Raw genomic sequence first — 20192 nt, 5'->3', positions numbered from 1 at the left:
TCGCTATTCGTCGGGCTCGATGGTGCTGGTGAGTCCCAGCGATCGCAGACTTTCGCAGTAAAACTCAGCATGCTCTAGCTCACAGATAATCACTAGCGCCACCCCTGCGTTGTGGGCCTGCATCATAATGTCAACGGCCTGGGGTGCAGTCAGGCCGGGTACGGTCTTGACGAGGCATTCAACCACATATTCCATGCTGTTAAATTCGTCATTGTGGAGTAGGACCCGATATCGCGGTGCTAGCTTACGAGTCGTTGAAACTGACGGTTTTTCAATGGTTTCGACAGACATACCCGTACTTTCCCTAAAGTTTATGGTCTAGGGTTATCTATAAAATTCGTCAAAGTCATGATCGGATGGCTGAGTCGCTGCTCTGCTTAGACCCGCTTATCCGCTCCCAAACATAATAGCCCGTTTCCTCAGCGCGCGCTGAGTCCACCTAGAACGCCTTTTTGGAAAACCAACTGAACCTGTAGGACCGAAAGTCAAGTTAAGGTTTTCATCAAAAATTAATAAACGAGCTGCCATCGGGGGCTCAATTCTACAAAAAACCTTAAATCGTGGCAAATCAGACATTTCTTCCCCTCATTTCACTAAATGAGTGATTTAATAAGATTTGTGTAGATACTGATTTAAATGTCTCATATTCTCCCGTCCCAGATTTTGTACTTAGAGCATGGCGATGCCCGGCTGTACGCTGAGGCGATTCAGGTCACTGAAGCGCGTCACCTCTGCTGGGCACGGCCAATGCTGCTGGTTAAAGGCCTCTCTGACGCCCCAGGGATGCGGCAGCAGGCGATTACAACGGCGGTTGTGTCCCTAGAGGGTTCACCGCTTGAGCTTTACGACCTCTGTGATGCTCCCGACCTAATCTGGCCTGCCGAACTGTTTCAAATTGCCATTGATGTCGATTGCTTTTCCCTGCTAGTCCATCTCAAGCTGCATCCGGCGTCAGAGCAGCGTCTGAATCTTCGCCCGTTCAATCTCTTTGTCAGCAGTTTCTGGCGTACCCACGCAGAGAGCTTTCAATCGATCTCAGCTGCGCCCAGCTCGAAGCTATGACCCCTTACTGCTGCCAGCGTTGAGCAAGGCTCGATGAATCGAGCTTAATTTGACCTCTAAACGATCCTGTGAGTTGACTTGATTGAGCCTGCTGATTGTGCCGCAAAGTACAAAATCCATTTCTATCTGTGGGAAGATTGCTGGTTTCTAAAAAGGTGCAATTGCTTGAGTTTGCAATGGTGTTCGTCCAATCGACACAGATATATCTATTGCATAAACAGAACTTATAATAGGATTTTGCTATCTTGATGATTCTTAGAAGTGACTGCGGTTTAGGGGTTTCAGCGCTTCAGATGGAGTTTTTAATGCTTGGGTTAAGTCTTAGCGTAGCGCCCTCATCCCTGACTCAGCTAGGCTTTCAGCCTTAAAGCTCGGGAATTGGGAATGAATTGGTAGTCTTGGCTACGCCTTAATTTAAATACTTACTGAAAACTTTAAACAAGCTACAATTCCAGTTAAGTTTCGACAAACAGACTGTTATCGCCTGTGCAACTCAAAGGCCAAAAGACTAACTTCAAGTTTACTGGAGAGCGCTTAGAAGTTTTCAATCTCGTTAAAGCTGATCAGGAGAAGTGAGGCTATGCAGATCCTAAATTCATCTATTACCGTTATTCGACCGGCTGGCGCACTGGATGCCAAAAGCGCATCTCAGTTTCAGCAGCAGCTCATTTCAGCTATCTCAGCCGAGCATGCGCTTGAACTCAGGGTTGACATGAGCCAGGTTGAGTCCCTCGACAATGCGGGTCTGGTGTGCCTGATGTCTGCTCTTAATACGGCGCAGATGCTGCGCAAGCGCCTGAGCATTTGTTCGGTTCCGCCCTCGATTCAGATTGTGTTTGAGCTGACTCAGCTCGACCGCATCTTTACCCTGTTGGAGAGCGCTGCTAGCCCACAGGTGGCTGCGGCCTAACAGCGGGTCTGCGGCTAGGCGACCAGGCTGACGCGACTGCTGATCTGCCTGGTCTCTAAGCACTGTTCCTCTGGACGCAATGTCCAGAGCTTATTTAATCGACCTGAGCCTTTTCGCAGAAGCGGCTCAGGTCGATTGAGTCTCTATGCCGACTCAATTCCAGGGCCACTAGACTCGCTGTAGTTGGGACTCGCTATAGTTGGAAGATATATTATCTATCGCGGTTCTAAAGTGGCTATTGCGGTTAACGACCTTCTGACGCCGGAGATCTCTCGTCCGGCCCGCTATCTGGGCAATGAGCTAGGGGCTGTTCACAAGCCCTGGTCAGCGGCCCAGATGCGCTGGGTGCTGACCTATCCCGAAATCTATGAAGTGGGTGCTTCCAACTTGGGGCACATCATTCTTTACAGCATTTTGAACGCCCAGCCGCGACAGCTCTGCGATCGCGCCTATCTGCCCGCCCCAGACTTGGCCCAGAAGCTGCGCCAGACCCAGACACCGCTGTTTGCGGTCGAATCGCGCCGTAGCCTAACTGAGTTCGATGTTCTGGGCTTTAGCCTAAGCTACGAGCTGGGTGCAACGAACATCTTAGAGATGCTCTCGCTGGCCGGAATTCCGCTCACCTGGCAGGACCGCGATGCCGCCGGGGCCTGGGATGTCAGTGACGGCAGCTGGCCCATTGTCTTTGCTGGCGGGCAGACCGCGACTTCCAACCCTGAGCCCTACGCCGACTTTTTTGACTTCATTGCCCTGGGCGATGGGGAAGAGCTGCTGCCTGAGATTGGCCTGGTGATGGAGGAAGGCAAGGCGGCGGGGCTGAGCCGCGAAGCGCTGCTACTCGATCTGGCCCAGGTCCCCGGCGTCTATGTGCCGCGGTTCTACGACCCGGCCCCGGACGGCTCGGTGCATCCCCATCGGCCTGACGTGCCGGCCCGCATCCTGCGGCGGGTGGCGCCACCGATGCCCGAATATTCGATCGGCCTGGTTCCCTATGTGGAAACCGTCCACGACCGGCTGACGGTAGAGATTCGGCGCGGCTGCACTCGGGGCTGTCGGTTTTGTCAGCCGGGGATGCTGACTCGACCCGCCCGCGACGTCGAACCGACCAAGGTGATTGATACCATCGAGCGGGGGATGCGGGCGACGGGCTATAGCGAGTTTTCGCTGCTGTCCCTGAGCTGCTCTGACTACCTGGCCCTGCCCGCCGTCGGGGTCGAGATCAAAAATCGGCTGCGGGACGAAAATATCAACCTGTCGCTGCCCAGCCAGCGGGTCGATCGGTTTGATGAAAATATTGCCCATATCGTCGGCGGCCTGCGTCAGACGGGGCTGACCTTTGCGCCGGAAGCCGGGACGCAGCGCCTGCGCGACATCATCAACAAAGGGCTGACCAATGAGGAGCTGCTGCGGGGCGTGAAGACCGCCTACGAGCAGGGCTGGGATCGGGTGAAGCTCTACTTTATGATCGGCCTGCCGGGCGAAACCGACGTCGATGTGGTCGGCATTGCGGAAACCGTGCGCTGGCTGCGGCGGGAGTGCAGCCTCAAGGGGCGGCGACCGCTGGGGTTCAATATCACCATTTCCAACTTTACCCCCAAGCCGCATACGCCCTTTCAGTGGCACCGTGTTTCGACGGCGGAGTTTGAGCGTAAGCAGGTATTGCTCAAGGCCGAATGTCGCCGCTTGCGCGGGGTCAAGGTCAACTTTACCGATGTCCGCATTTCGGCGATGGAGAATTTTGTCGGTCGGGGCGATCGCAGCTTATCGGCTGTAATTCGCCGGGCCTGGGAGCTGGGGGCGGGGATGGATGCCTGGTGGGAGAGCCTGGATCGGGCCTTTGCTGCTTGGACGGAAGCGATCGCGGCTGCCGGGCTGAGCTGGAAATATCACCAGGCGGACGCCCTCAGCCCAACGGACGAATCCGAGTCACTGACTCAGCCGCTGCCTTGGGATCACATCGATACGGGGATTGACCGACAGTGGCTGATCGACGACTGGCAGCGGGCACTGGCGGCGGCGACCGTTCCCGACTGCTCCTTTGAAGGCTGCTCCCACTGTGGCATCTGCGGCCCTGACTTTGGCCACAATGTCGTCGTACCGCCGCTGCCGATCCCGGCCTTTGTGGGCCACTTTCAGCCCGACCAGTCCCGGGTACAGCGGCTGCGGCTGCGATTGGGCAAGCTGGGGGAGATGGCGCTGCTGGGCCACCTGGACCTAGTGCGGCTGCTGGACCGGGCGGTGCGGCGGGCGGCGCTGCCCATTGCCTTTACCGGCGGCTACCATCCGGGGCCGCGGATTTCCCCAGCCAATGCGCTGATGCTGGGGGCGACGAGTACGGGGGAGCTGATTGATTTTGAGCTGACGGACGCGATCGCGCCTAGCGAATTCCAATCCCGGCTCCAGGCTCAGCTACCGGATGAAATCCCGCTCTACCAGACTGACGAAATTCCGCTCGGTACCCCGTCAGCGACCAAGGCTCTCGCTCAGGCAGCCTATCTGATTGCGGTTGAGGCCGAAGACTCAGCTGACTGGCAGCGCTGGGTGCAGGCGGTACTCGCCGTCGATGAGATTGTCCAGATCCAGACGACGAAGTCTGGTAAGTCGCGGCGGGTTGATCTGCGATCGCGGCTGTTTGAGCTAGCGGTGGCCGACCTGACGACAGCGGATTGGGAGCTGCCCGCATCATTACGAGAACGGCTGCTGAACTCGGGAACCGTCCTGCACTACGTCGGCAGCTGCCGTAATGACGGCAATCTGCTGCGTCCCGAACATGTCCTGACGATGCTGGAGCAGGTTTCACAGCAGTCCTTGAGACTGGGCCACATTCATCGCCTACGGCTGATGATCAAAGCATAAACGCCCTCCAGACTTAGCAGTATGAAGCAGGACAATCCGATATCTAAACTTTTCCGCCAGTCGTGGCAGCTTGCTGTCGCTATCCTAGCGCTCGCGGCGGGCTTTCCCCTGGCGACCAATGCCACAGGGCTGGCCGCTAGTCCCTCGGCTGAGGCCACTCCTCGCCAAACCCTGAGCCAGCTGCGATCGCAGCTGCTAAATGTCTCTCGCCTGCCGCTAGACCGCACCCTGCCCGAGGCCGAACTCGGTGAAACCATTGTCACCGAAGCTACGCTATCGCCGATTCACCCGACGACGCCGAGTCTGTGGTGGGTGCGGGATCAGGTCGGGATGATCTGGGGCAGCGATCGCCTGGTCGAAAACTGGATTGCCTATGCCGAAAAGGACACAGATTTGCCTGCCTACGTCGATGTGATCGTCAACCGGCAGATCTGGGACCTGCTGAACTACCTGGAACGCTACGCCTTTATCAACCAGTTTGGCACCACGGCCAAGTCCTATGGCTATAGCCTACGGGTGTTCAGCAATGAGCAGCTGTCGGGGGCTTACGTTTGCGATTTCAGCGGCGTACAGGTAGGTCAGGATGAGGACGCGATCGCGGATCTTCGTCTGGCTGCGCCCTGCTCGGTCTCGCTCAACTACTTTGGCCGGGGCGGCATCCGAGGCGATAGCCCAGAGCCCTAGCCAGAAGTCCAAGTCCTGAAATCATGCCTGGCGAGTCTGCTGCCAGAGCTGCCAGTAGGCGGCTTGGGCGGCGGCGGGCAGTGGCTGAATTAGCTCGCTCCGCTGGGCAATGTCAGGATTGAGCAGCATTGGCTGATTGACTAATAAATCAGGCAGTAGTGGGGGAACGTCCGCATCAGCCGCTTCGACAAAGACGGGTGAAATGCCGTGGCTGGATAGGGACAGCTGAGTCGCAACCGGGCGCTGCCAGCAGAATTCAATCCAGTCTCGGCTGAGCTTCTCGGCCTCGGTGTCGGCCTGCTGCTTGGGCTGCACCCAGATATCCGCCGCCAAAAGGGTCCCTTCGGGCGGGATCAAGGCCCTGATGCTGGGGTAGCGAGCGGTGGCTGCCAGGATATCGCCAGACCAGCCGACTGCTAGCCAGATGTCGTCATTGAGCAACGCCTTTAGATAAGTCTGCGAATCATAGACTTTGACCTGTCGGTGCAGCGCTTTGAACTGCTCCCTAACTTCGGGTCGCGCCAGGGAGTCGCTGTCGTTGATCGAATGTCCCAGAATAGTTTGGGCCAGGCCGATTGCTACCCGAGGATGATCGGGTAGGGCAATGCGTCGGCTCAGTTCCGGCAGCCAGAGATCAGACCAGTGCATCGGCTGCCAGTTTGGCGCCAGAAAGGGTCCCGGACGATAGGCAATGGCCAGACTCTGAATGCGGTAGGGCGCACCCCAGATAGCGCCTGTCTCAGCTAAAAGGCCTTGAGAATTGCGTTTTACCAGCTGCTGCCAGCGTGGCGGCAAGCGCTGCCAGGAGGTAGAGTCGGCGAGGGCCAGCGGCTGAATCAAAGCCTGCTCAATCGCCGACTGTAGCCAATAGTCGCCCAAAGTAACCAGGGCCGCGGGGGTTGGGATGCCTGCTGCCTGCCGCCAGGGCAGCAGACGCTGCCAGGGTGAGGTTTGGGGTTGGGGCGGCTGCTGCCAATTCTGAAGTTGCTCAAACAGGTCCAGAATTTGGGGCTCGCTGCTAAACGCCAGCTGAGATTCTCGATGCGCTTGGCTAAATTTGCGCAGGACCTGGTCCGGTACCGAACCGGCTAAGATTTTTGTCCGCCAGTCAGCACCCGTCCTAGGACGACAGGCGGATAGGAATGAGCCAGCCGCCGCGCTAGCTGCTCCTAAAAGGAGCGTACGTCGTTTCATGTGGGTTTCAGCGGGTGCGATCGCGGTTCCCATAGAAAACAGGGGACTGTACTCAATCCCCTGCTGATGAATCTAAGTAGGCAGGACGAGCCAATGGCCCATCTCCTGACCCAGCTTACAAAGTTTGGGTCTTGCCCGCGCCCCACATATCTCCTATCACCTTGGGCATGAGCAGAATATGGCCTGCGATCGCCTCGATGTCGTCTTCTGTCAGGCTTCGCATCTTGGGATAGAGGTCGGTGCTCTTCATACTAGGATGCACCTCAGAAATTTCCTGAAGCCCGTCGTAGGTCGTGGGGTTGTACAAATAATCGACCAGCGCGGTCAGATTGTCGCGCTCAGGGTAAGCCCCGGCTAGGGCCTCTGGCTCCAGCCCCACGTTGGGATTAGTCTTTGTGATGCCACCGACGTGGCAGGTGCCGCAGGCATAGTTGAATAGCCTCCGACCGCGAGCAACTTGTTCTAGGGATAGGACAACGGTGTCGCCCTGTTCGTTTAGCTTTACTGTCCGAGTGGCCTCATCTAGCTCAGCCGCGATCGCGTTACCTACAAACAAGTTGCTGATAAAAAATACAGTGGCTATCACCAGCCAGATGTATCTCTTAAACATGGTTCTCCTTTTTATTAAATGCTCGTCAATCACAACACAGCCTGACTCAGATAACCGTAGAACCCAACAGCAACGCCAGTAGCTTCTATCAATTGAGTCATCTTATTCCTTCCATCATGCCATTGAATGGCCATCCCATGGGAGCGATTCTCAGCTCATTCGCCCAAAGTTCGCCCAAAGGCCTTTCGAATATCCCGTATTCGAAAGGCTACCTAGGGCCGCTGCGCGCACAGCTGCACCAATAGACTTAGGCTGATGACGAATCCTGTGGAACGAACAGCGACGGCCGCAGCGCCTGTCGGGCGCGCAGCGGCTCAACCGCATCGTCAGCTGCCGACTGGACTGGCTTGAGCGAAGTTACCGGCCGATGTAGCCGGATCAGCTGAGCCAGGATTGACTTGAGCTGAGTGCGCGGCACAATCTGATCGACAAAGCCGTGGTGGAGTAAAAATTCAGCGGTTTGGAAATCTTCTGGCAGCTTTTCGCGCAGCGTCTGCTCGACCACTCGACGACCGGCAAAGCCAATCGTGGCCGAGGGCTCAGCCAGGATAATATCGCCCAGCATGGCAAAGCTTGCCGTCACGCCACCGGTGGTGGGATGGGAAAGTACCGGCACATAGAGCAGGCGCGCTGCCCGATGCCGTTCTAGCGCAGCCGAGATTTTTGCCATCTGCATCAGGCTGAGCATGCCCTCCTGCATGCGGGCTCCGCCGGAGGCGCAGACAATCACGACTGGCAGGCGGTCTGCTGTGCCCCGTTCAATCAGGCGGGTGAGCTTTTCTCCGACTACCGAGCCCATGCTGCCGCCCATAAAGCGAAAGTCCATCACCCCCAGCGCCACCGGCTCGCCGCTGAGCTGGCCGAGCCCCGTTTGGACGGCATCGCTGAGGTGAGTCTTGGTCTGGGTATCGCGAAGGCGGTCGTGGTAAGTCTTTCGATCTCGAAAGCGGAGCGGATCCTGGGGCATAATTTGCCGGTCTAGCGGCTGCCAGGAATCGGCATCGATCAGCTGATAAATTCGTTCTTCGCTGAAAATGCGATGGTGATGACCACACTCTGGACAAACCTGCTGATTTGCCCGCAGATCTCTGGTGTAGGCCAGGACCCCACATTGTTCACACTTCGTCCAGAGCCCATCGGCAATATCGCGCTCTTGGCGTTCTTGGCTGATCGGACTCGCCTTTCTCCGATTTGCAAACCAGTCAAATAGGGACATACCTGGTTTTGTCTACCCCACTACTCAACCTGCCAGCCAGCTTTCTCTTAAGGCTCTAACGTCGGCAATCTGGATTGCTGGTGACAGCTACCCCCCTATCCTACTGGCTCAGCTGTCCTAACTCACTTTAAATCTGAGCGATAAATCATAGATGATTGAGACTGCGGCAACGCCTATTTCTGCTACCAGTATCAGGACACCGGCGGCAGAAATAGACCCAAGTAGGCTTGAATCAGCAAATTCCCATAGAACAGCGTAATTAAAGCACCCAGTACCAGCATCGGGCCGAAGGGGATACGCCGCTGTCGGTCGAGCTGTCCTAGCGCGATCGCGCCCACCCCGCCAAACGCGCCAATCGCCGCTGCTAGAAAGGTACTCAGCAGCAGCCCTTGCCAGCCTAGCCAGGCGCCGAGCATCGCCGCCAGCTTGGCGTCTCCGCCTCCCATGGCGGTCTTACCGAGCAGAATAGAACCTAAAACCGAGATACTATCAAACAGCCAGAGCCCGATGATGCTGGCAACGACTGCCGTCATCAGCCCGGCCAGCCCGCCGCTCAACGTCTGCGTTTGGGTGTAGGCTAGGGCAGCATGAAATCCCCAGCCCAGGCAGAGTCCCGATATCGTCAGGGGGTCAGGCAGCGTCAGCGTATCCAGGTCGATCAGGGCTAAAACGAGCAGCCAGCTTACGAGCAGCCAGTAGCCTAGCATTTCTATCCCGCCGCCAAACTGCCCCAGCACCGATACAAACAAAAGGCCTGTAATGAATTCAATCAGCGGATAGCGGCCGGCAATGGGAGCTCGGCAGTAGCGGCAGCGACCGCGTAGCCACAGCCAGCCTAGCACCGGGACATTATCGTAGGGCTTCAGCCGAGTGTGGCAGCGAGGACAGCGGGAGGGCGGGTAGATCAGCGATAGCCCCGCCGGCAGCCGATAGATCACGACGTTGAGGAAGCTGCCCACGGCAGCACCCAGGATAAAAACCAATATGACAGGCAGTAAAATGTCCAATCGACCTAGCCCTGTTTGCGCCGGGCCTTGTTTGCGCCGGGTTTCGTTCGCTGCGGTCGGTACCCTAGGCGGCGGCTAATGGAGCCCGGGCTCGATCTGACTGAGTGGAATAAAGCACTCGTGGGGCAGCAGCACCGGCTTGTCGCCGAAGATTAGCTTACCCCGATGGGTCGACCGACCAATCGCTACCCCAATCGGTCGCCGCACGACCTCCGGGTGGACCTCGTAAAAGGTGCGATAGATATGTCGGGCAGCCTTGAGCAAGGTTGGGTCGAGCAGAGACGGCGTCTCTGGAAAGCCTCCCTGCGGACTGCCTAGCGGACTGCTCGGGATGGTATTGGGAACCCTAGAGGCTCCTGGTATTCCGGGCTCAGGCTGCGGTAACGGTTGCACGGTTGCAAATACCCCATTCATTAGCTTGACTGTAACTGATTTACGAACAACTAACACCTTCTTGGGCACCTTTTCGGGGCCGTTGGCCCACCGCAGCGCCCCGGCGTCCCGCCATCAGCCCCGCCATCAGCTTTGTGGCAGTGCTGTCGCTAGCTGCTGCTGAAGTGCTTCACCCATTGCCCGGCAGCCTAGGGCAGTTTGACCAGCAGCGGCGATGTCAGCCGTCCGATAGCCCTGCTCCAGCAGGCTCGAAACCGCCCGCTCAATCCGGTCGGCAGCAGCGGATTGCTGGAGTCCATAGCGCAGCAGCAGAGCTGCACTTAGCACCTGGGCCAGCGGATTGGCCCGGTCTTGTCCTGCAATGTCGGGGGCAGAGCCGTGGACGGGTTCAAACAGTCCCGGTCCCGATGCGCCTACGCTGGCCGACGGCAGCATCCCAATGCTACCCGTCAGCATGGCCGCGGCATCCGATAGGATGTCGCCAAATAGATTGCCAGTGACGATCGTATCGAACTGCTTAGGCCAGCGCAGCAGCTGCATAGCGGCGTTGTCTACGTAGAGGTGAGAGAGCTCGACGTCGGGGTAATCAGATGCTAAAGCGGTAATGCGATCGCGCCAGAGCTGTGAGACTTCCAGCACATTCGCCTTATCTACGGAGCAGAGTCGCCCCTGCCGTTGGCGGGCGGTTTCAAAGGCAACCCGGCCAATCCGGTCGATTTCGTCAGCACTGTAGGCCATGGTGTTGACGCCCCGCTGCTGGCCCGTCTCGGTGGTAAAAATTCCCTTGGGCTGGCCGAAATAGATGCCGCCTGTCAGCTCTCGTACCACCATGATATCGACACCCTCAACCACCTCCCGCTTCAGTGAGGAGGCGTCTACCAGCTGAGGTAAAATTCGGGCCGGTCGCAGGTTGGCAAACAGCTCCAGCCCAGCCCTCAGCCCCAGCAGACCGGTTTCGGGCCGCTGCTGGCGCGGTAGCGCATCCCACTGGTAGCCACCAATTGCCGCTAGCAGGACGGCGTCGCTCTGGCGACAGGTCTCTAGGGTCTCGGGCGGCAGCGGCTGGCCGGTCTGATCGATGGCCGCGCCACCGATCAGGGCTGCTCGAAACTCGAATTTGAGGTCGCACAGCTGCCCGACCTGCTCCAGCACGGCTACCGCTACGGCCATGATTTCCGGACCGATGCCGTCACCCGGCAGCAGGGCGATACGAAATTGCTCTGTCATAGCCCTTTGAGGATCACCTAGGGGAATGTTGGAAGATCAATGGTTGACTATCATACCCCAGGAATTGGCCTGCACAGACGATGGGTTGCCGGACCGGGCTGTCCTAACGGCACGGCTTTTAGCAATAATAAATAGATGACTCTCTGATTTGCGTTTGCACCTATGGCTTTCCTTCGTCCCGATCTGGCTGAGCTCGGTGCCTATGTGCAGCCGGCCCACGCGCTCCCCCAGATCGACCCGCTAGACACCAATGAGAATCCGCTGGATCTGCCAGACGACTTGAAGGTGGCGCTAAGCCAGCGCTATCGCCATGAAATCTCGGCTAATCGCTATCCGGACGGCAGTCACCAGGCCCTCAAAACAGCTGTCTTGTCCTATGTCGCCGAGTCAGCAGGACTCAGTCCTGCCGACCTCAATGCAGACCATATCTCCCTCGGCAGCGGCTCGGACGAGCTGATCCGGTCGCTGCTAATCGCCACCTGCCTGGGCCGTCGCGGAGCTATTCTGGTGGCAGTGCCGACCTTCTCAATGTATGCCGTCCTGGCCCAGACGCTGGATATTCCAGTGGTGAGCGTTGGCCGTTCTGAACAGCGCTTTGAGATCGATCTGGCGGCGGCAGAGCGGGCGATCGCGACTCAGTCGGAACCGCCGATTCGGGTCGTATTTGCGGTTCACCCCAACTCGCCTACTGGCAATGCCCTCACTGCGGCAGAACGGGCCTGGCTGGAGCAGCTTCCCTCAGACATACTGGTCGTAGTCGATGAGGCCTATTTCGAGTTTAGCCAGCAGACGACGGTCGCAGCAGCGCTGGCCCGGCCGAACTGGGTGGTACTGCGGACATTTTCCAAGGCGTTTCGGTTGGCGGCCCATCGGCTCGGCTACGCGATTGCCCAGCCGCCGCTGATTGCCGCCCTGGAAAAAATTCGGCTGCCCTATAACCTGCCTAGCTTTTCTCAGGCGGCGGGCCTGGCTGCCCTGGCTGAGCGCAATCGCCTGCTGGCTCAGATCCCGTCCCTGCTAGATTCGCGCGAACGCCTGTTTACCGCGCTGGCTCAACAGCCCGAACTGCGCCTTTGGCCCAGCCAGAGCAATTTTATCTACCTGCGACCCAGCGATCGCGGCCTGCGATCGCTGGGCACAGATAGTTCTGCTGTTGGCCAACAGCGCCTGTTTGAACAGCTGCTTGACCGGGGAACCCTAGTGCGCCATACCGGTGGCGGTTTGCGGGTCAGCATTGGGACGGAGCTCGAAAACCAGCGGACGATGCGTCACTTTCAGGAACTGCTGACCGACCCGACCGCTCATCGCCCTGCTGCTAGCGGCGCCAGCCAGACTTAGCCCGGACTCTTAGGATGGTCTGCGGTGTCACCCCAACCAGCAGGGCAAAGGCTTCATTCGGCACCTGGTCAACCGTCTGCTGGTCAAAGTAGGTTTTGAACTGCTCTAAAATCATCTGAGCTCGGTCAGCGGGCCGCGGCTGGTCGGTAAAATTCTGGGTTAGCCGGATCCACTGTAGGCGAATCTTCAAAGCATTTTGATAAGCCTCATGGGACTCGGGCTTGACTAGCGATAAATTGCCAATCGGGATAATTGCCCGGCAGCCATCATCGAGGGTGCTGCCGACAGCGGCGCCTGGCCCAGCAAACTCAGCATGGAATTCACGCAGAATAATAATGCCATTGCGGCGGCGGCTGTTCACCATCCACAGGTCGCCATCCTGGATCTTTTGCCAAATTTCTGCCGACTGCGGCTCTCCAGAGAAGGTAGGGGCCGACCCAGCCGCAGTAGAAAGCGGCGCAGCCGCATCGACCGGGTCACGAGCACTATTGCTGGCATCGTTGCTGGCAGCGGCTTCCTGGGTAATCGCGTGTGAGCTTGGCAAAGTGAATCGAGCGAACTTGAGGGTGGGCTGGGCGGTTCGAGAACGGCTGATTACCCGATCGACGGAGGAACACAGAGAAGGAAGAGCATCCATGATCTTAGAGCACATTCTAGAGCGTCTAACGGCTACGCCTACAGATTGCAGGTTTATTACTCCCCAATTTGCTATGGTTTCGCGAGCAATGTTAGAAAAGTTCTTGTTTTTTATCTATTCTTTAAAGACAGCGCTACGGACTTATCGGGAGTACACACAATCTCAATGTGACCAGAGCGGCCATCTAAGCAGCTTTAAATCATCGGTATTCACAGGCATGGGGTCTAAATTTTAGCTCAAAATTTGCTTAGACAGTAGCAGCTGCTTAGGCCGTAATCCCAGCGCTGCCAGCACCGGATTGCCGACTTCACAACGCTGATATCCGTTCTTTCGATAGAGGCTTTGAGCTGCTTCGTTGTTTTCCATCACATGTAGATAGAGCTCGTAGCAGCCCCATTCAGTCGCAATCTGCTCGCAGGTCGCGAGCAGCTGCTGCGCCACGCCTGTGCGCCGGCAGTCAGGGCGCACGGCTAAGTTTGAAAGGTATAGCCGATGCGGTGGGAAGAGCCGCCATGCCTGGCAGGGCCGGAAAGAAATTTCAACCGTCCCAGCTACTTGCCGATCGGTTTGACCGGTTTGACCGGTCAAACCGATGCTAGGAGTGTCTCGGTCAGCGGTTACCCCCCCGGAGCGAACCGCCACTAGGCAGCGGTAGCGAGGGTTGGAAGACTGGAGGCGCCGCTTCAAATCTTCATGCAGTCCAAGTTTCATTACCCAATAAAACCAGTGATTCAATAGCGAAGCTGGGTAAAAGCTAGTGCTCAGGACTTCGACTAGCTGTGGCAAATCGGCTACGTTCGCCAACCGCGTCTGATAGATCCCTTCCGGCTGCGAAGCAGCGGGGATATTTTGATTGACCGCAGACATGGTAGAGAACTGAGGGAGGGAGGGCATCCTGAATGAGTGCTAGACCGTGTGTATGCTGATTGATAGCTGCTGTTAATGTTGACGTTCCCGGCCGGAGTAAGAGTTTGTGCATGGTAGTTCAGGAGCGCCATCAGCGGAGAACCGCGGCCAAACCCAAAATTTTAGTGGTCGATGACGAACCCGATAATTTGGATTTGCTCTATCGTACCTTTTATCGAGATTTCAAGGTGCTGCGGGCCGAGAGCGGGCAGGCCGCCCTCGCTGCTCTAGAGGAGCAACCCGATATTGCAGTGATTATTTCCGACCAGCGGATGCCCGGGATGAGCGGCACAGAGCTGCTGCGGCTGACGGCGGACCGGTACCCCAGTCTGATTCGGATCATGCTGACCGGCTATACCGACGTCGAAGACCTGGTAGACGCCATTAACCAGGGCAAGGTGTTCAAATATGTCACCAAGCCTTGGGAAGAGGTCGAGCTCAAGGCCGTAGTGCAGCAGGCCGTTGACACCCACAACGTACTGCAGGCGCGAACCCAGGAGCTGAATCGGGTACTGCGGCAGGAAACGTTGCTGAATGCGGTAACCCAGACAATTCGCAGTGCCCAAACCTCCCAGCAGATGCTGCAAACCATCGCTGAAACGCTGGGATCTGCCTTTGAAGTGGATTACTGCGTGATCAAGCCGTTCTATGCGGTCGATCTAAAGCAGTCCTCATTTGCCTACAGCGCTGACTCGGCTGAATCAGAGCCTCAACTGCTCGACCAGCTGGCCCAAACCGTCTGGGAAACCCAGCAGATTGAGATTCTAGACCCCGATGAAAGTCTGGCTAACGATCCCAGACTGGCGGTCTATCAGGCCCTGGGTATTCGCTCTAGCATCGTCGTGCCGCTGCTCTGCAAGCAGGAGCTAATGGCGGTGTTAGCGCTGCATCAAGCGCGTCAGGAACGGCCCTGGGATGAGAGTCAGATCCGGCTGCTGACAACCCTAGCCGGGCAGGCGGCCCTGGCCCTGTCGCAGACCTGGACCTATGAACGGGTGCAGTCTCTGGCTCAGCGAGAGGTGCTGATTAATACGATTACCCAAGCCATTCACGTCAGCCTCGACCCGAAAGAGATTTTTGCTGCGATTACCCAGCAGCTGGGGCAGGCACTCCAGGTCGATAGCTGCGCTCTGTCGCTCTGGACCGAGCAGGATCAGTTCGTTCAGTGCGTGGGCCTTTACGATGCCTTGGACCCAGATGCGATCGCGCCCGCTCCGGCCGACCCGCTGCCCAACTCCCATACGACCATCGCCCACAACCCCGTGCTTCAGAAGCTGCTGGAGGTTCGAGAGCCCGTCGTGATTGACAACACCTGTGAGCAGCCAGAAGTGATTAACGATACGCTATCGCTGCACTCGACCGCCTGGGCATTGCTGATTGTGCCGCTGCTGATCGAGGGCAAAATTATCGGCAGTATTACCTTAAGGCAGGTGACGCAGCCCCGGCACTGGCAGACCGATGAGGTCAACTTTGTGCGGGCGGTGGCGCATCAGGCCGCGATCGCGGTGCAGCAGGGCCATCTCTACCAGACCACACGACAGCAGGCCGAGCAGCTGCTGGAGCTAGATGAGCAGAAAACCGCTTTCTTCCAGAATATCTCCCACGAGTTTCGCACCCCGCTCACCCTGACCATCGGGCCGCTGGAGTCTGCGGTGGAACGCCAGGAGGGGTTGAACTACGAGCAGTCGGTCATTGCCCTGCGTAACTCGCGGCGGCTGCTGCGCCTGGTCAACCAGCTGCTCGACCTGCAGCGGCTAGATGCCGGTCGGATGCAGTCCACCTTCCGGCCCTGCAACCTGGCTCGCTTTGCCGAAGAGGTCGTGGAGTCCTTCCAGACCTACTGCGAGCGCAAGGAAATTACCCTGCTGACGGAAATTCAGCCCGATGTTCAGGTCTATCTCGATTTGGAAAAGTTCGACAAGGTGCTCTATAACCTGCTGTCTAACGCGATGAAGTTTACGCCGGCTGGCCAGTCGATTACGGTCAGGCTAACGCTCTATGGCGAGCGCTGTCGGCTCCAGGTGCAGGATACCGGCATCGGGATTCGGGAGGACCAGATTCCCCACCTGTTTGAGCGGTTCCGCCAGGCCGACGGATCGGCCAACCGGCGCTACGAGGGCACCGGCCTAGGGCTTTCCCTGGTGAAAGAGCTGTCAGAGCTACACGGCGGTCAGGTCACCGTGGACTCGATCTACGGTGAAGGCACGACCTTTACGATCGAGCTGCCCCTGGGCGCGGGCCATCTGCCGCCAGAGCAGGTGGTGGAGCAGGTCGCGGGGCTGGACCAGGGCCGCGCCGCCGTAGAGCTGGCCGATATCGAAACGGAATCGGCCTGTGACCAGGCGCCGGCAGAGCTGCCGCCGCTGGCGGAGAGTACCCCAGCCACCTTTGTCGGTGCGCAGCTGCTGGTCGTCGATGACAATCCCGATCTGCGCACCTATGTCTCCAGCGTGCTGCAGCGCCAGGGCTATCTAGTGCGCACGGCTAATCAGGGGTCAGCGGGGCTAGAGCTGGCCGAGTCGTATCAGCCCGATCTGATCATTACCGACCTGATGATGCCGGGAGTCTCTGGCCTGGAGCTGATTCAGCGAATTCGCCGCAATCCCGACTTGCAGGGAACGCCGATCATTCTGCTCACGGCCAAAGTCGATAGCGAAACCCGCTTGGAAGGGGTCGAGCAGGGGGCCGATGCCTATCTCTCAAAGCCGTTCAACGACCGTGAGCTGCTGGCCGAGGTGCGCAACCTGCTGGCACTAAAGGCGAATGAGCGACGGGTAGCCGAACTCAACCGCTACCTCACCGAGTCGGTCTTGCAGCGGTTTCTCCCCCCGGCCCTGGTCAAAAAGGCGGGCAAGGGCGACCTGATGCTCGACCTGCGGCCAGAGCCCAGGCTGGTGACTATTTTGTTCAGCGACATCGTGGGCTTTACCCAGCTCTCGAATACGCTGCGATCTCGCCGAGTGGCCGAACTCCTGAATGAATACTTAGAAGCCATGACCCGGGCTATTTTCAACAATGGCGGTACGGTGGATAAGTTCATGGGCGATGCGGTGGTGGCGATGTTTGGCGCGCCAGAGGACCTCAGCCCGAACGAGCAGGTCAGACGCGCGATCGCGGCGGCTCGGCAGATGTATACCGAACTAGAAGGGCTGAATGCCCGCTGGGCTGAGCAGGAGATTGGCCCGGTCCAGTTCCGCTGCGGCATCCACCAGGGGACGGCGGTAGTCGGTATGTTTGGCAGCTCAGAGCGGGCCGACTACACCGCGATTGGCCCTACCGTCAACATTGCCGCCCGCATTCAGGAAGCCGCTGACGCCGAAAGCATTCTGGTTTCGGCGGCGGTGGCCGACTACCTAGACGAGGCTGAAATTGCCAAGCACAGCCCGCTGAAGCTGAAGGGCATCGATGAAACCGTGCTGACCTTCAGCGTTGATATCAAGGTGGACTGACGGGTGGACTAGCACCGCGATCGCGGTTTCATCCAGCTGAGCCCGCCATTGGCGGAACGGTCAGTCCCTGGAGCGGCTGAGCCATTTCCTCTGAAAGTAGACCTTTGCTCTGAACCAGAACGCCAAAGTTCCCCAACCCCATGGGATTCATCAGCTGGTGCAGGGCGCCTCGACGGCGCAGGAGCTGCTGCATGGCCGGGGAGTCGGCTACGGTGGCTTGAGACAGCCCAGCTATCCGGTCGCCCAGCCCCAAAGCCATCAGAAACAGGCCCTGCTGAGTAAACCCAATTGTTTTTAGACCTGCTGCTTTGCCGGCCTGCTCCAGGGTCGTGAAATCGACATGGGCCGTAATATCCTGCTCGCCGACGGCGCTGAAGGGATCGTCGTGATGGCGGTGGCGTGAGTAGCATTGGAGCGTGCCCTGGTTACGGGCCGGGCTGTAGTAGCGGTGGGCCGGATAGCCGTAGTCGATCGTCAGCAGGTAGCCGTGTCGGAGTCGAGCAGCGATCGCGCTGAGCCAGTCCAACGCGGCCAGGTTGACCTCGGTGCGATATCCGTCCGGGTAGCCCTGGGTGAAATCGATGCCCAGCCGTTCGAAATAGGCTTTAAGCGGCTGACTAGCAGGCTGGAGCACTGGCTTGAAGGGCGTTGCGCCGTCGGTAGCCACGTAAACTTCCCACAGCTGACCCGCGTGCAGCTCAACCCAGTGCACCGGAAAGGCGTCTACCAGCTCGTTGGAAAAGGCACAGCCGGTGATTGAATCGGCAGATAGCTGGGTTAGTTCGCACCAGCTCAGCTTTCCCTGCTCTGCCCAGGGCCGTAGCCGCTGCTGCTGTGCCGCCCGCAGCGCTGCCGACTTTTCGACCACGATATATTGCAGGGCTGCAAAGCAGGCTGGATGCTGGCGCTGGAGATAGGCAAAGACATCCGCTGCGACCAGACCCTGACCAGCTCCCATTTCGACCAGCGTAAACGGCTGCGGCTGGCCCAGGATTTGCCACATTTGAGCGAACTGTTCAGCCAGCAGCTCGCCAAAGTCATGACCCATATGCGGCGAGGTGATGAAGTCGCCCTGGGGCCCGATAACGGCGTCGCGAGTGGAGTAGTAGCCCTGCTGCGGGTGGTAGAGGGCTAGCGCCATGAAGTCGGCGAAGGAAATCTGCTGCTGGGGCGACTGCTGAATGCGCTGAACGAGGGTTTGGGTGAGGGTGTCAGCGGTCATGCGTAGCTGGGATGAAAGGATTCAAAACGGCGAAAGGGCATAGAAATCTATGCCCTTTCTTTCAGTCAAACGGTGATAGACGATTCAGCTTTCAAGCTGACCGACTAGGCATCGTCGAGGGCAGTAATGCCCGGTAGCTCCTTACCTTCCAGCAGCTCTAGGCTAGCGCCGCCGCCGGTGGAGATATGGCTCATCTTGCTGGCGACGCCGACCTTTTCGACTGCTGCCACCGAGTCGCCGCCGCCGATAATGGTGATGCAGCCGCTGTCGGTTAGGTCGGCCAGGGTATGCGCGATCGCTTCTGTTCCCTTAGCGAACTGGTCAAACTCAAATACCCCCATGGGTCCATTCCAGATTGCACTCTTGCAGGACTTCAGCGCCGATTGAAAGACCTGGATCGAATCCGGCCCAATGTCGAGGCCCATCCAGCCGTCGGGAATGTTTTCAACGCTGACGGTCTGGGCCTGGGCATCGGCAGCAAAGCTGTCCGCAACGACAACGTCGGTCGGCAGCAGCAGGTCAACTCCTTGCTCCTTGGCCTTAGCTTCCAGGGCTTTGGCCAGCTCTAGCTTGTCTGCTTCCACTAGCGAATCGCCGACGCTGAGGCCGCGAGCCTTGTAAAAGGTAAAGATCATACCGCCGCCGATCAGCAGCTTATCGACCTTCTCAATCAGCGTCTCAATCACGCCAATTTTAGAGGATACCTTCGACCCGCCAATAATTGCGGCCAGGGGACGCTGGGGATTTTCGACGGCATTTTGCAGATATTTCAGCTCTTTGCCGATCAGAAAACCACCGACCGCCGGGCTGAGGTACTGGGTGACGCCAGCTGTCGAAGCGTGGGCGCGGTGGGCGGTGCCGAAGGCATCGTTGACGTAGAGGTCGGCGACTGAGGCCAGCTGCTTAGCAAATTCCGGATCGTTACTGGTTTCGCCTTCGTAAAAACGTACGTTTTCCAGCAGTGCCACCTGACCGTTTTGCAGCTCGCTGAGCTTTGCCGCGACGTCATCCCCAACGCAGTCGTCGCACTTGACGACGGTCTGGCCCAGCAGCTCTGACAGGCGCTCGGCCACCGGCGTCAGCCGCATGCCCTCAACCACTTTTCCCTTGGGTCGGCCAAAGTGGCTACAGAGAATGACTTTGGCGCCTTTCTCGGTCAGGTCCTGAATCGTTGGCAGCGCCGCTCGAATGCGGGTGTCGTCAGTAATTTTGCCCTGGTCGTCAATCGGCACGTTGAAATCAGCCCTAACTAAGACCCGCTTACCCGAAACATCAGATGCCGATAGGTCTGCCAGCGTTTTTTTGGCCACGGAAATAACCCTCCCAATGAAAATTTTTTTTAAGTATGTCCGCCCCGTCCCTAAGTCGGATAAAGCTTGTCTATCCTAGATCTCAGAGCATTCAAAGCGTTCACTCAGTGAGTTGGGTGTCGCTCCGGCGTCCCCAGTATCTTACCGAAGTCTGCGGTCCCTCCGCGATAA

Annotated in this window: 17 protein-coding genes; 6 read left to right on the top strand and 11 right to left on the bottom strand. The window is 58.1% G+C overall.

All coding sequences use genetic code 11. The annotated features are described in order from the left end of the window. Window positions 1-3: 3 nt before the first annotated feature. Window positions 4-291, bottom strand: coding sequence for an ATP-dependent Clp protease adapter ClpS (gene clpS, locus IQ241_RS04810; protein WP_193905283.1), 288 nt, complete (start codon window positions 289-291; stop codon window positions 4-6). A 345-nt stretch (window positions 292-636) separates the two neighbouring features. On the opposite strand from clpS, the gene IQ241_RS04805 reads away from it, so the two are divergent. From IQ241_RS04805 to IQ241_RS04790, 4 genes are all read left to right on the top strand, one after another. Next, complete coding sequence (locus tag IQ241_RS04805) at window positions 637-1062, top strand: hypothetical protein (protein ID WP_193905282.1); 426 nt, start codon at window positions 637-639, stop codon at window positions 1060-1062. Window positions 1063-1642: 580 nt separating this feature from the next. After that, window positions 1643-1972, top strand: a complete 330-nt coding sequence (locus IQ241_RS04800) for an STAS domain-containing protein (protein ID WP_193905281.1) — start codon at window positions 1643-1645, stop codon at window positions 1970-1972. 231 nt (window positions 1973-2203) lie between these two features. Continuing rightward, window positions 2204-4828: a TIGR03960 family B12-binding radical SAM protein gene (locus IQ241_RS04795; RefSeq protein WP_193905280.1), complete on the top strand. Its 2625-nt coding sequence runs from the start codon at window positions 2204-2206 to the stop codon at window positions 4826-4828. A 21-nt stretch (window positions 4829-4849) separates the two neighbouring features. Continuing rightward, window positions 4850-5512 (top strand): hypothetical protein, encoded by a 663-nt coding sequence (locus IQ241_RS04790; protein WP_193905279.1) that lies wholly within the window; start codon window positions 4850-4852, stop codon window positions 5510-5512. A gap of 21 nt (window positions 5513-5533) precedes the next feature. Here IQ241_RS04790 and IQ241_RS04785 read toward each other — a convergent pair whose 3' ends face one another. The 6 genes from IQ241_RS04785 to leuB form a co-directional block, all read right to left on the bottom strand. After that, complete coding sequence (locus IQ241_RS04785) at window positions 5534-6739, bottom strand: extracellular solute-binding protein (protein WP_193905278.1); 1206 nt, start codon at window positions 6737-6739, stop codon at window positions 5534-5536. An 82-nt stretch (window positions 6740-6821) separates the two neighbouring features. Next, complete coding sequence (psbV, locus tag IQ241_RS04780; RefSeq protein ID WP_193905277.1) at window positions 6822-7316, bottom strand: photosystem II cytochrome c-550; 495 nt, start codon at window positions 7314-7316, stop codon at window positions 6822-6824. A 247-nt stretch (window positions 7317-7563) separates the two neighbouring features. Continuing rightward, complete coding sequence (accD, locus tag IQ241_RS04775) at window positions 7564-8532, bottom strand: acetyl-CoA carboxylase, carboxyltransferase subunit beta (RefSeq protein ID WP_193905276.1); 969 nt, start codon at window positions 8530-8532, stop codon at window positions 7564-7566. 191 nt (window positions 8533-8723) lie between these two features. Next, window positions 8724-9515, bottom strand: a complete 792-nt coding sequence (locus tag IQ241_RS04770) for a prepilin peptidase (protein ID WP_228021386.1) — start codon at window positions 9513-9515, stop codon at window positions 8724-8726. Window positions 9516-9614: 99 nt separating this feature from the next. Then, complete coding sequence (locus tag IQ241_RS04765) at window positions 9615-9872, bottom strand: hypothetical protein (protein ID WP_193905305.1); 258 nt, start codon at window positions 9870-9872, stop codon at window positions 9615-9617. Window positions 9873-10058: 186 nt separating this feature from the next. Then, window positions 10059-11159 carry a 3-isopropylmalate dehydrogenase gene (gene leuB / locus IQ241_RS04760; protein WP_193905274.1) on the bottom strand — a complete coding sequence of 367 codons (1101 nt, stop codon included), beginning with the start codon at window positions 11157-11159 and terminating at the stop codon, window positions 10059-10061. A 162-nt stretch (window positions 11160-11321) separates the two neighbouring features. Here leuB and IQ241_RS04755 point away from each other — a divergent pair, with 162 nt between their 5' ends. Then, entirely contained in the window at window positions 11322-12497 is a 1176-nt protein-coding gene (locus IQ241_RS04755; protein WP_193905273.1) for a histidinol-phosphate transaminase, read from the top strand. On the opposite strand, the gene IQ241_RS25405 is transcribed toward IQ241_RS04755, so the two are convergent. Together IQ241_RS25405 and IQ241_RS04745 are read right to left on the bottom strand one after the other, a co-directional pair. Beyond that, window positions 12475-13134, bottom strand: a complete 660-nt coding sequence (locus IQ241_RS25405) for a hypothetical protein (protein ID WP_228021384.1) — start codon at window positions 13132-13134, stop codon at window positions 12475-12477. The genes IQ241_RS04755 and IQ241_RS25405 overlap by 23 nt on opposite strands. Window positions 13135-13365: 231 nt before the next feature. After that, the gene (locus tag IQ241_RS04745; protein ID WP_228021383.1) at window positions 13366-14028 is read right to left on the bottom strand and encodes a GNAT family N-acetyltransferase; all 663 of its coding nucleotides are present in this window, start codon (window positions 14026-14028) and stop codon (window positions 13366-13368) included. Window positions 14029-14111: 83 nt separating this feature from the next. Here IQ241_RS04745 and IQ241_RS04740 point away from each other — a divergent pair, with 83 nt between their 5' ends. After that, window positions 14112-17489, top strand: coding sequence for a response regulator (locus tag IQ241_RS04740; RefSeq protein ID WP_193905271.1), 3378 nt, complete (start codon window positions 14112-14114; stop codon window positions 17487-17489). A gap of 28 nt (window positions 17490-17517) precedes the next feature. Here IQ241_RS04740 and IQ241_RS04735 read toward each other — a convergent pair whose 3' ends face one another. Together IQ241_RS04735 and IQ241_RS04730 are read right to left on the bottom strand one after the other, a co-directional pair. Next, the gene (locus IQ241_RS04735; RefSeq protein WP_193905270.1) at window positions 17518-18711 is read right to left on the bottom strand and encodes a class I SAM-dependent methyltransferase; all 1194 of its coding nucleotides are present in this window, start codon (window positions 18709-18711) and stop codon (window positions 17518-17520) included. A gap of 104 nt (window positions 18712-18815) precedes the next feature. Continuing rightward, window positions 18816-20021 (bottom strand): phosphoglycerate kinase, encoded by a 1206-nt coding sequence (locus IQ241_RS04730; RefSeq protein WP_193905269.1) that lies wholly within the window; start codon window positions 20019-20021, stop codon window positions 18816-18818. Between the last annotated feature and the right edge of the window lie 171 nt (window positions 20022-20192).

Origin of the sequence: Vasconcelosia minhoensis LEGE 07310 (genome assembly GCF_015207255.1) — a bacterium.
Classification (GTDB): Bacteria; Cyanobacteriota; Cyanobacteriia; order Phormidesmidales; family Phormidesmidaceae; genus Vasconcelosia; species Vasconcelosia minhoensis.
This window is presented reverse-complemented; position numbering and strand designations above follow the sequence as displayed.

What these genes read in the sequence shown, in the direction of transcription:
- IQ241_RS04745 (WP_228021383.1), bottom strand. Translation starts at nt 14,028, where the DNA reads ATGCCCTCCCTCCCTCAGTTCTCTACCATGTCTGCGGTCAATCAAAAT.
- psbV (WP_193905277.1), bottom strand. Translation starts at nt 7,316, where the DNA reads ATGTTTAAGAGATACATCTGGCTGGTGATAGCCACTGTATTTTTTATC.
- accD (WP_193905276.1), bottom strand. Translation starts at nt 8,532, where the DNA reads ATGTCCCTATTTGACTGGTTTGCAAATCGGAGAAAGGCGAGTCCGATC.
- IQ241_RS04800 (WP_193905281.1), top strand. Translation starts at nt 1,643, where the DNA reads ATGCAGATCCTAAATTCATCTATTACCGTTATTCGACCGGCTGGCGCA.
- IQ241_RS04755 (WP_193905273.1), top strand. Translation starts at nt 11,322, where the DNA reads ATGGCTTTCCTTCGTCCCGATCTGGCTGAGCTCGGTGCCTATGTGCAG.
- IQ241_RS04735 (WP_193905270.1), bottom strand. Translation starts at nt 18,711, where the DNA reads ATGACCGCTGACACCCTCACCCAAACCCTCGTTCAGCGCATTCAGCAG.
- IQ241_RS04790 (WP_193905279.1), top strand. Translation starts at nt 4,850, where the DNA reads ATGAAGCAGGACAATCCGATATCTAAACTTTTCCGCCAGTCGTGGCAG.
- leuB (WP_193905274.1), bottom strand. Translation starts at nt 11,159, where the DNA reads ATGACAGAGCAATTTCGTATCGCCCTGCTGCCGGGTGACGGCATCGGT.
- IQ241_RS04805 (WP_193905282.1), top strand. Translation starts at nt 637, where the DNA reads ATGTCTCATATTCTCCCGTCCCAGATTTTGTACTTAGAGCATGGCGAT.
- IQ241_RS25405 (WP_228021384.1), bottom strand. Translation starts at nt 13,134, where the DNA reads ATGGATGCTCTTCCTTCTCTGTGTTCCTCCGTCGATCGGGTAATCAGC.
- IQ241_RS04785 (WP_193905278.1), bottom strand. Translation starts at nt 6,739, where the DNA reads ATGGGAACCGCGATCGCACCCGCTGAAACCCACATGAAACGACGTACG.
- IQ241_RS04740 (WP_193905271.1), top strand. Translation starts at nt 14,112, where the DNA reads ATGGTAGTTCAGGAGCGCCATCAGCGGAGAACCGCGGCCAAACCCAAA.
- clpS (WP_193905283.1), bottom strand. Translation starts at nt 291, where the DNA reads ATGTCTGTCGAAACCATTGAAAAACCGTCAGTTTCAACGACTCGTAAG.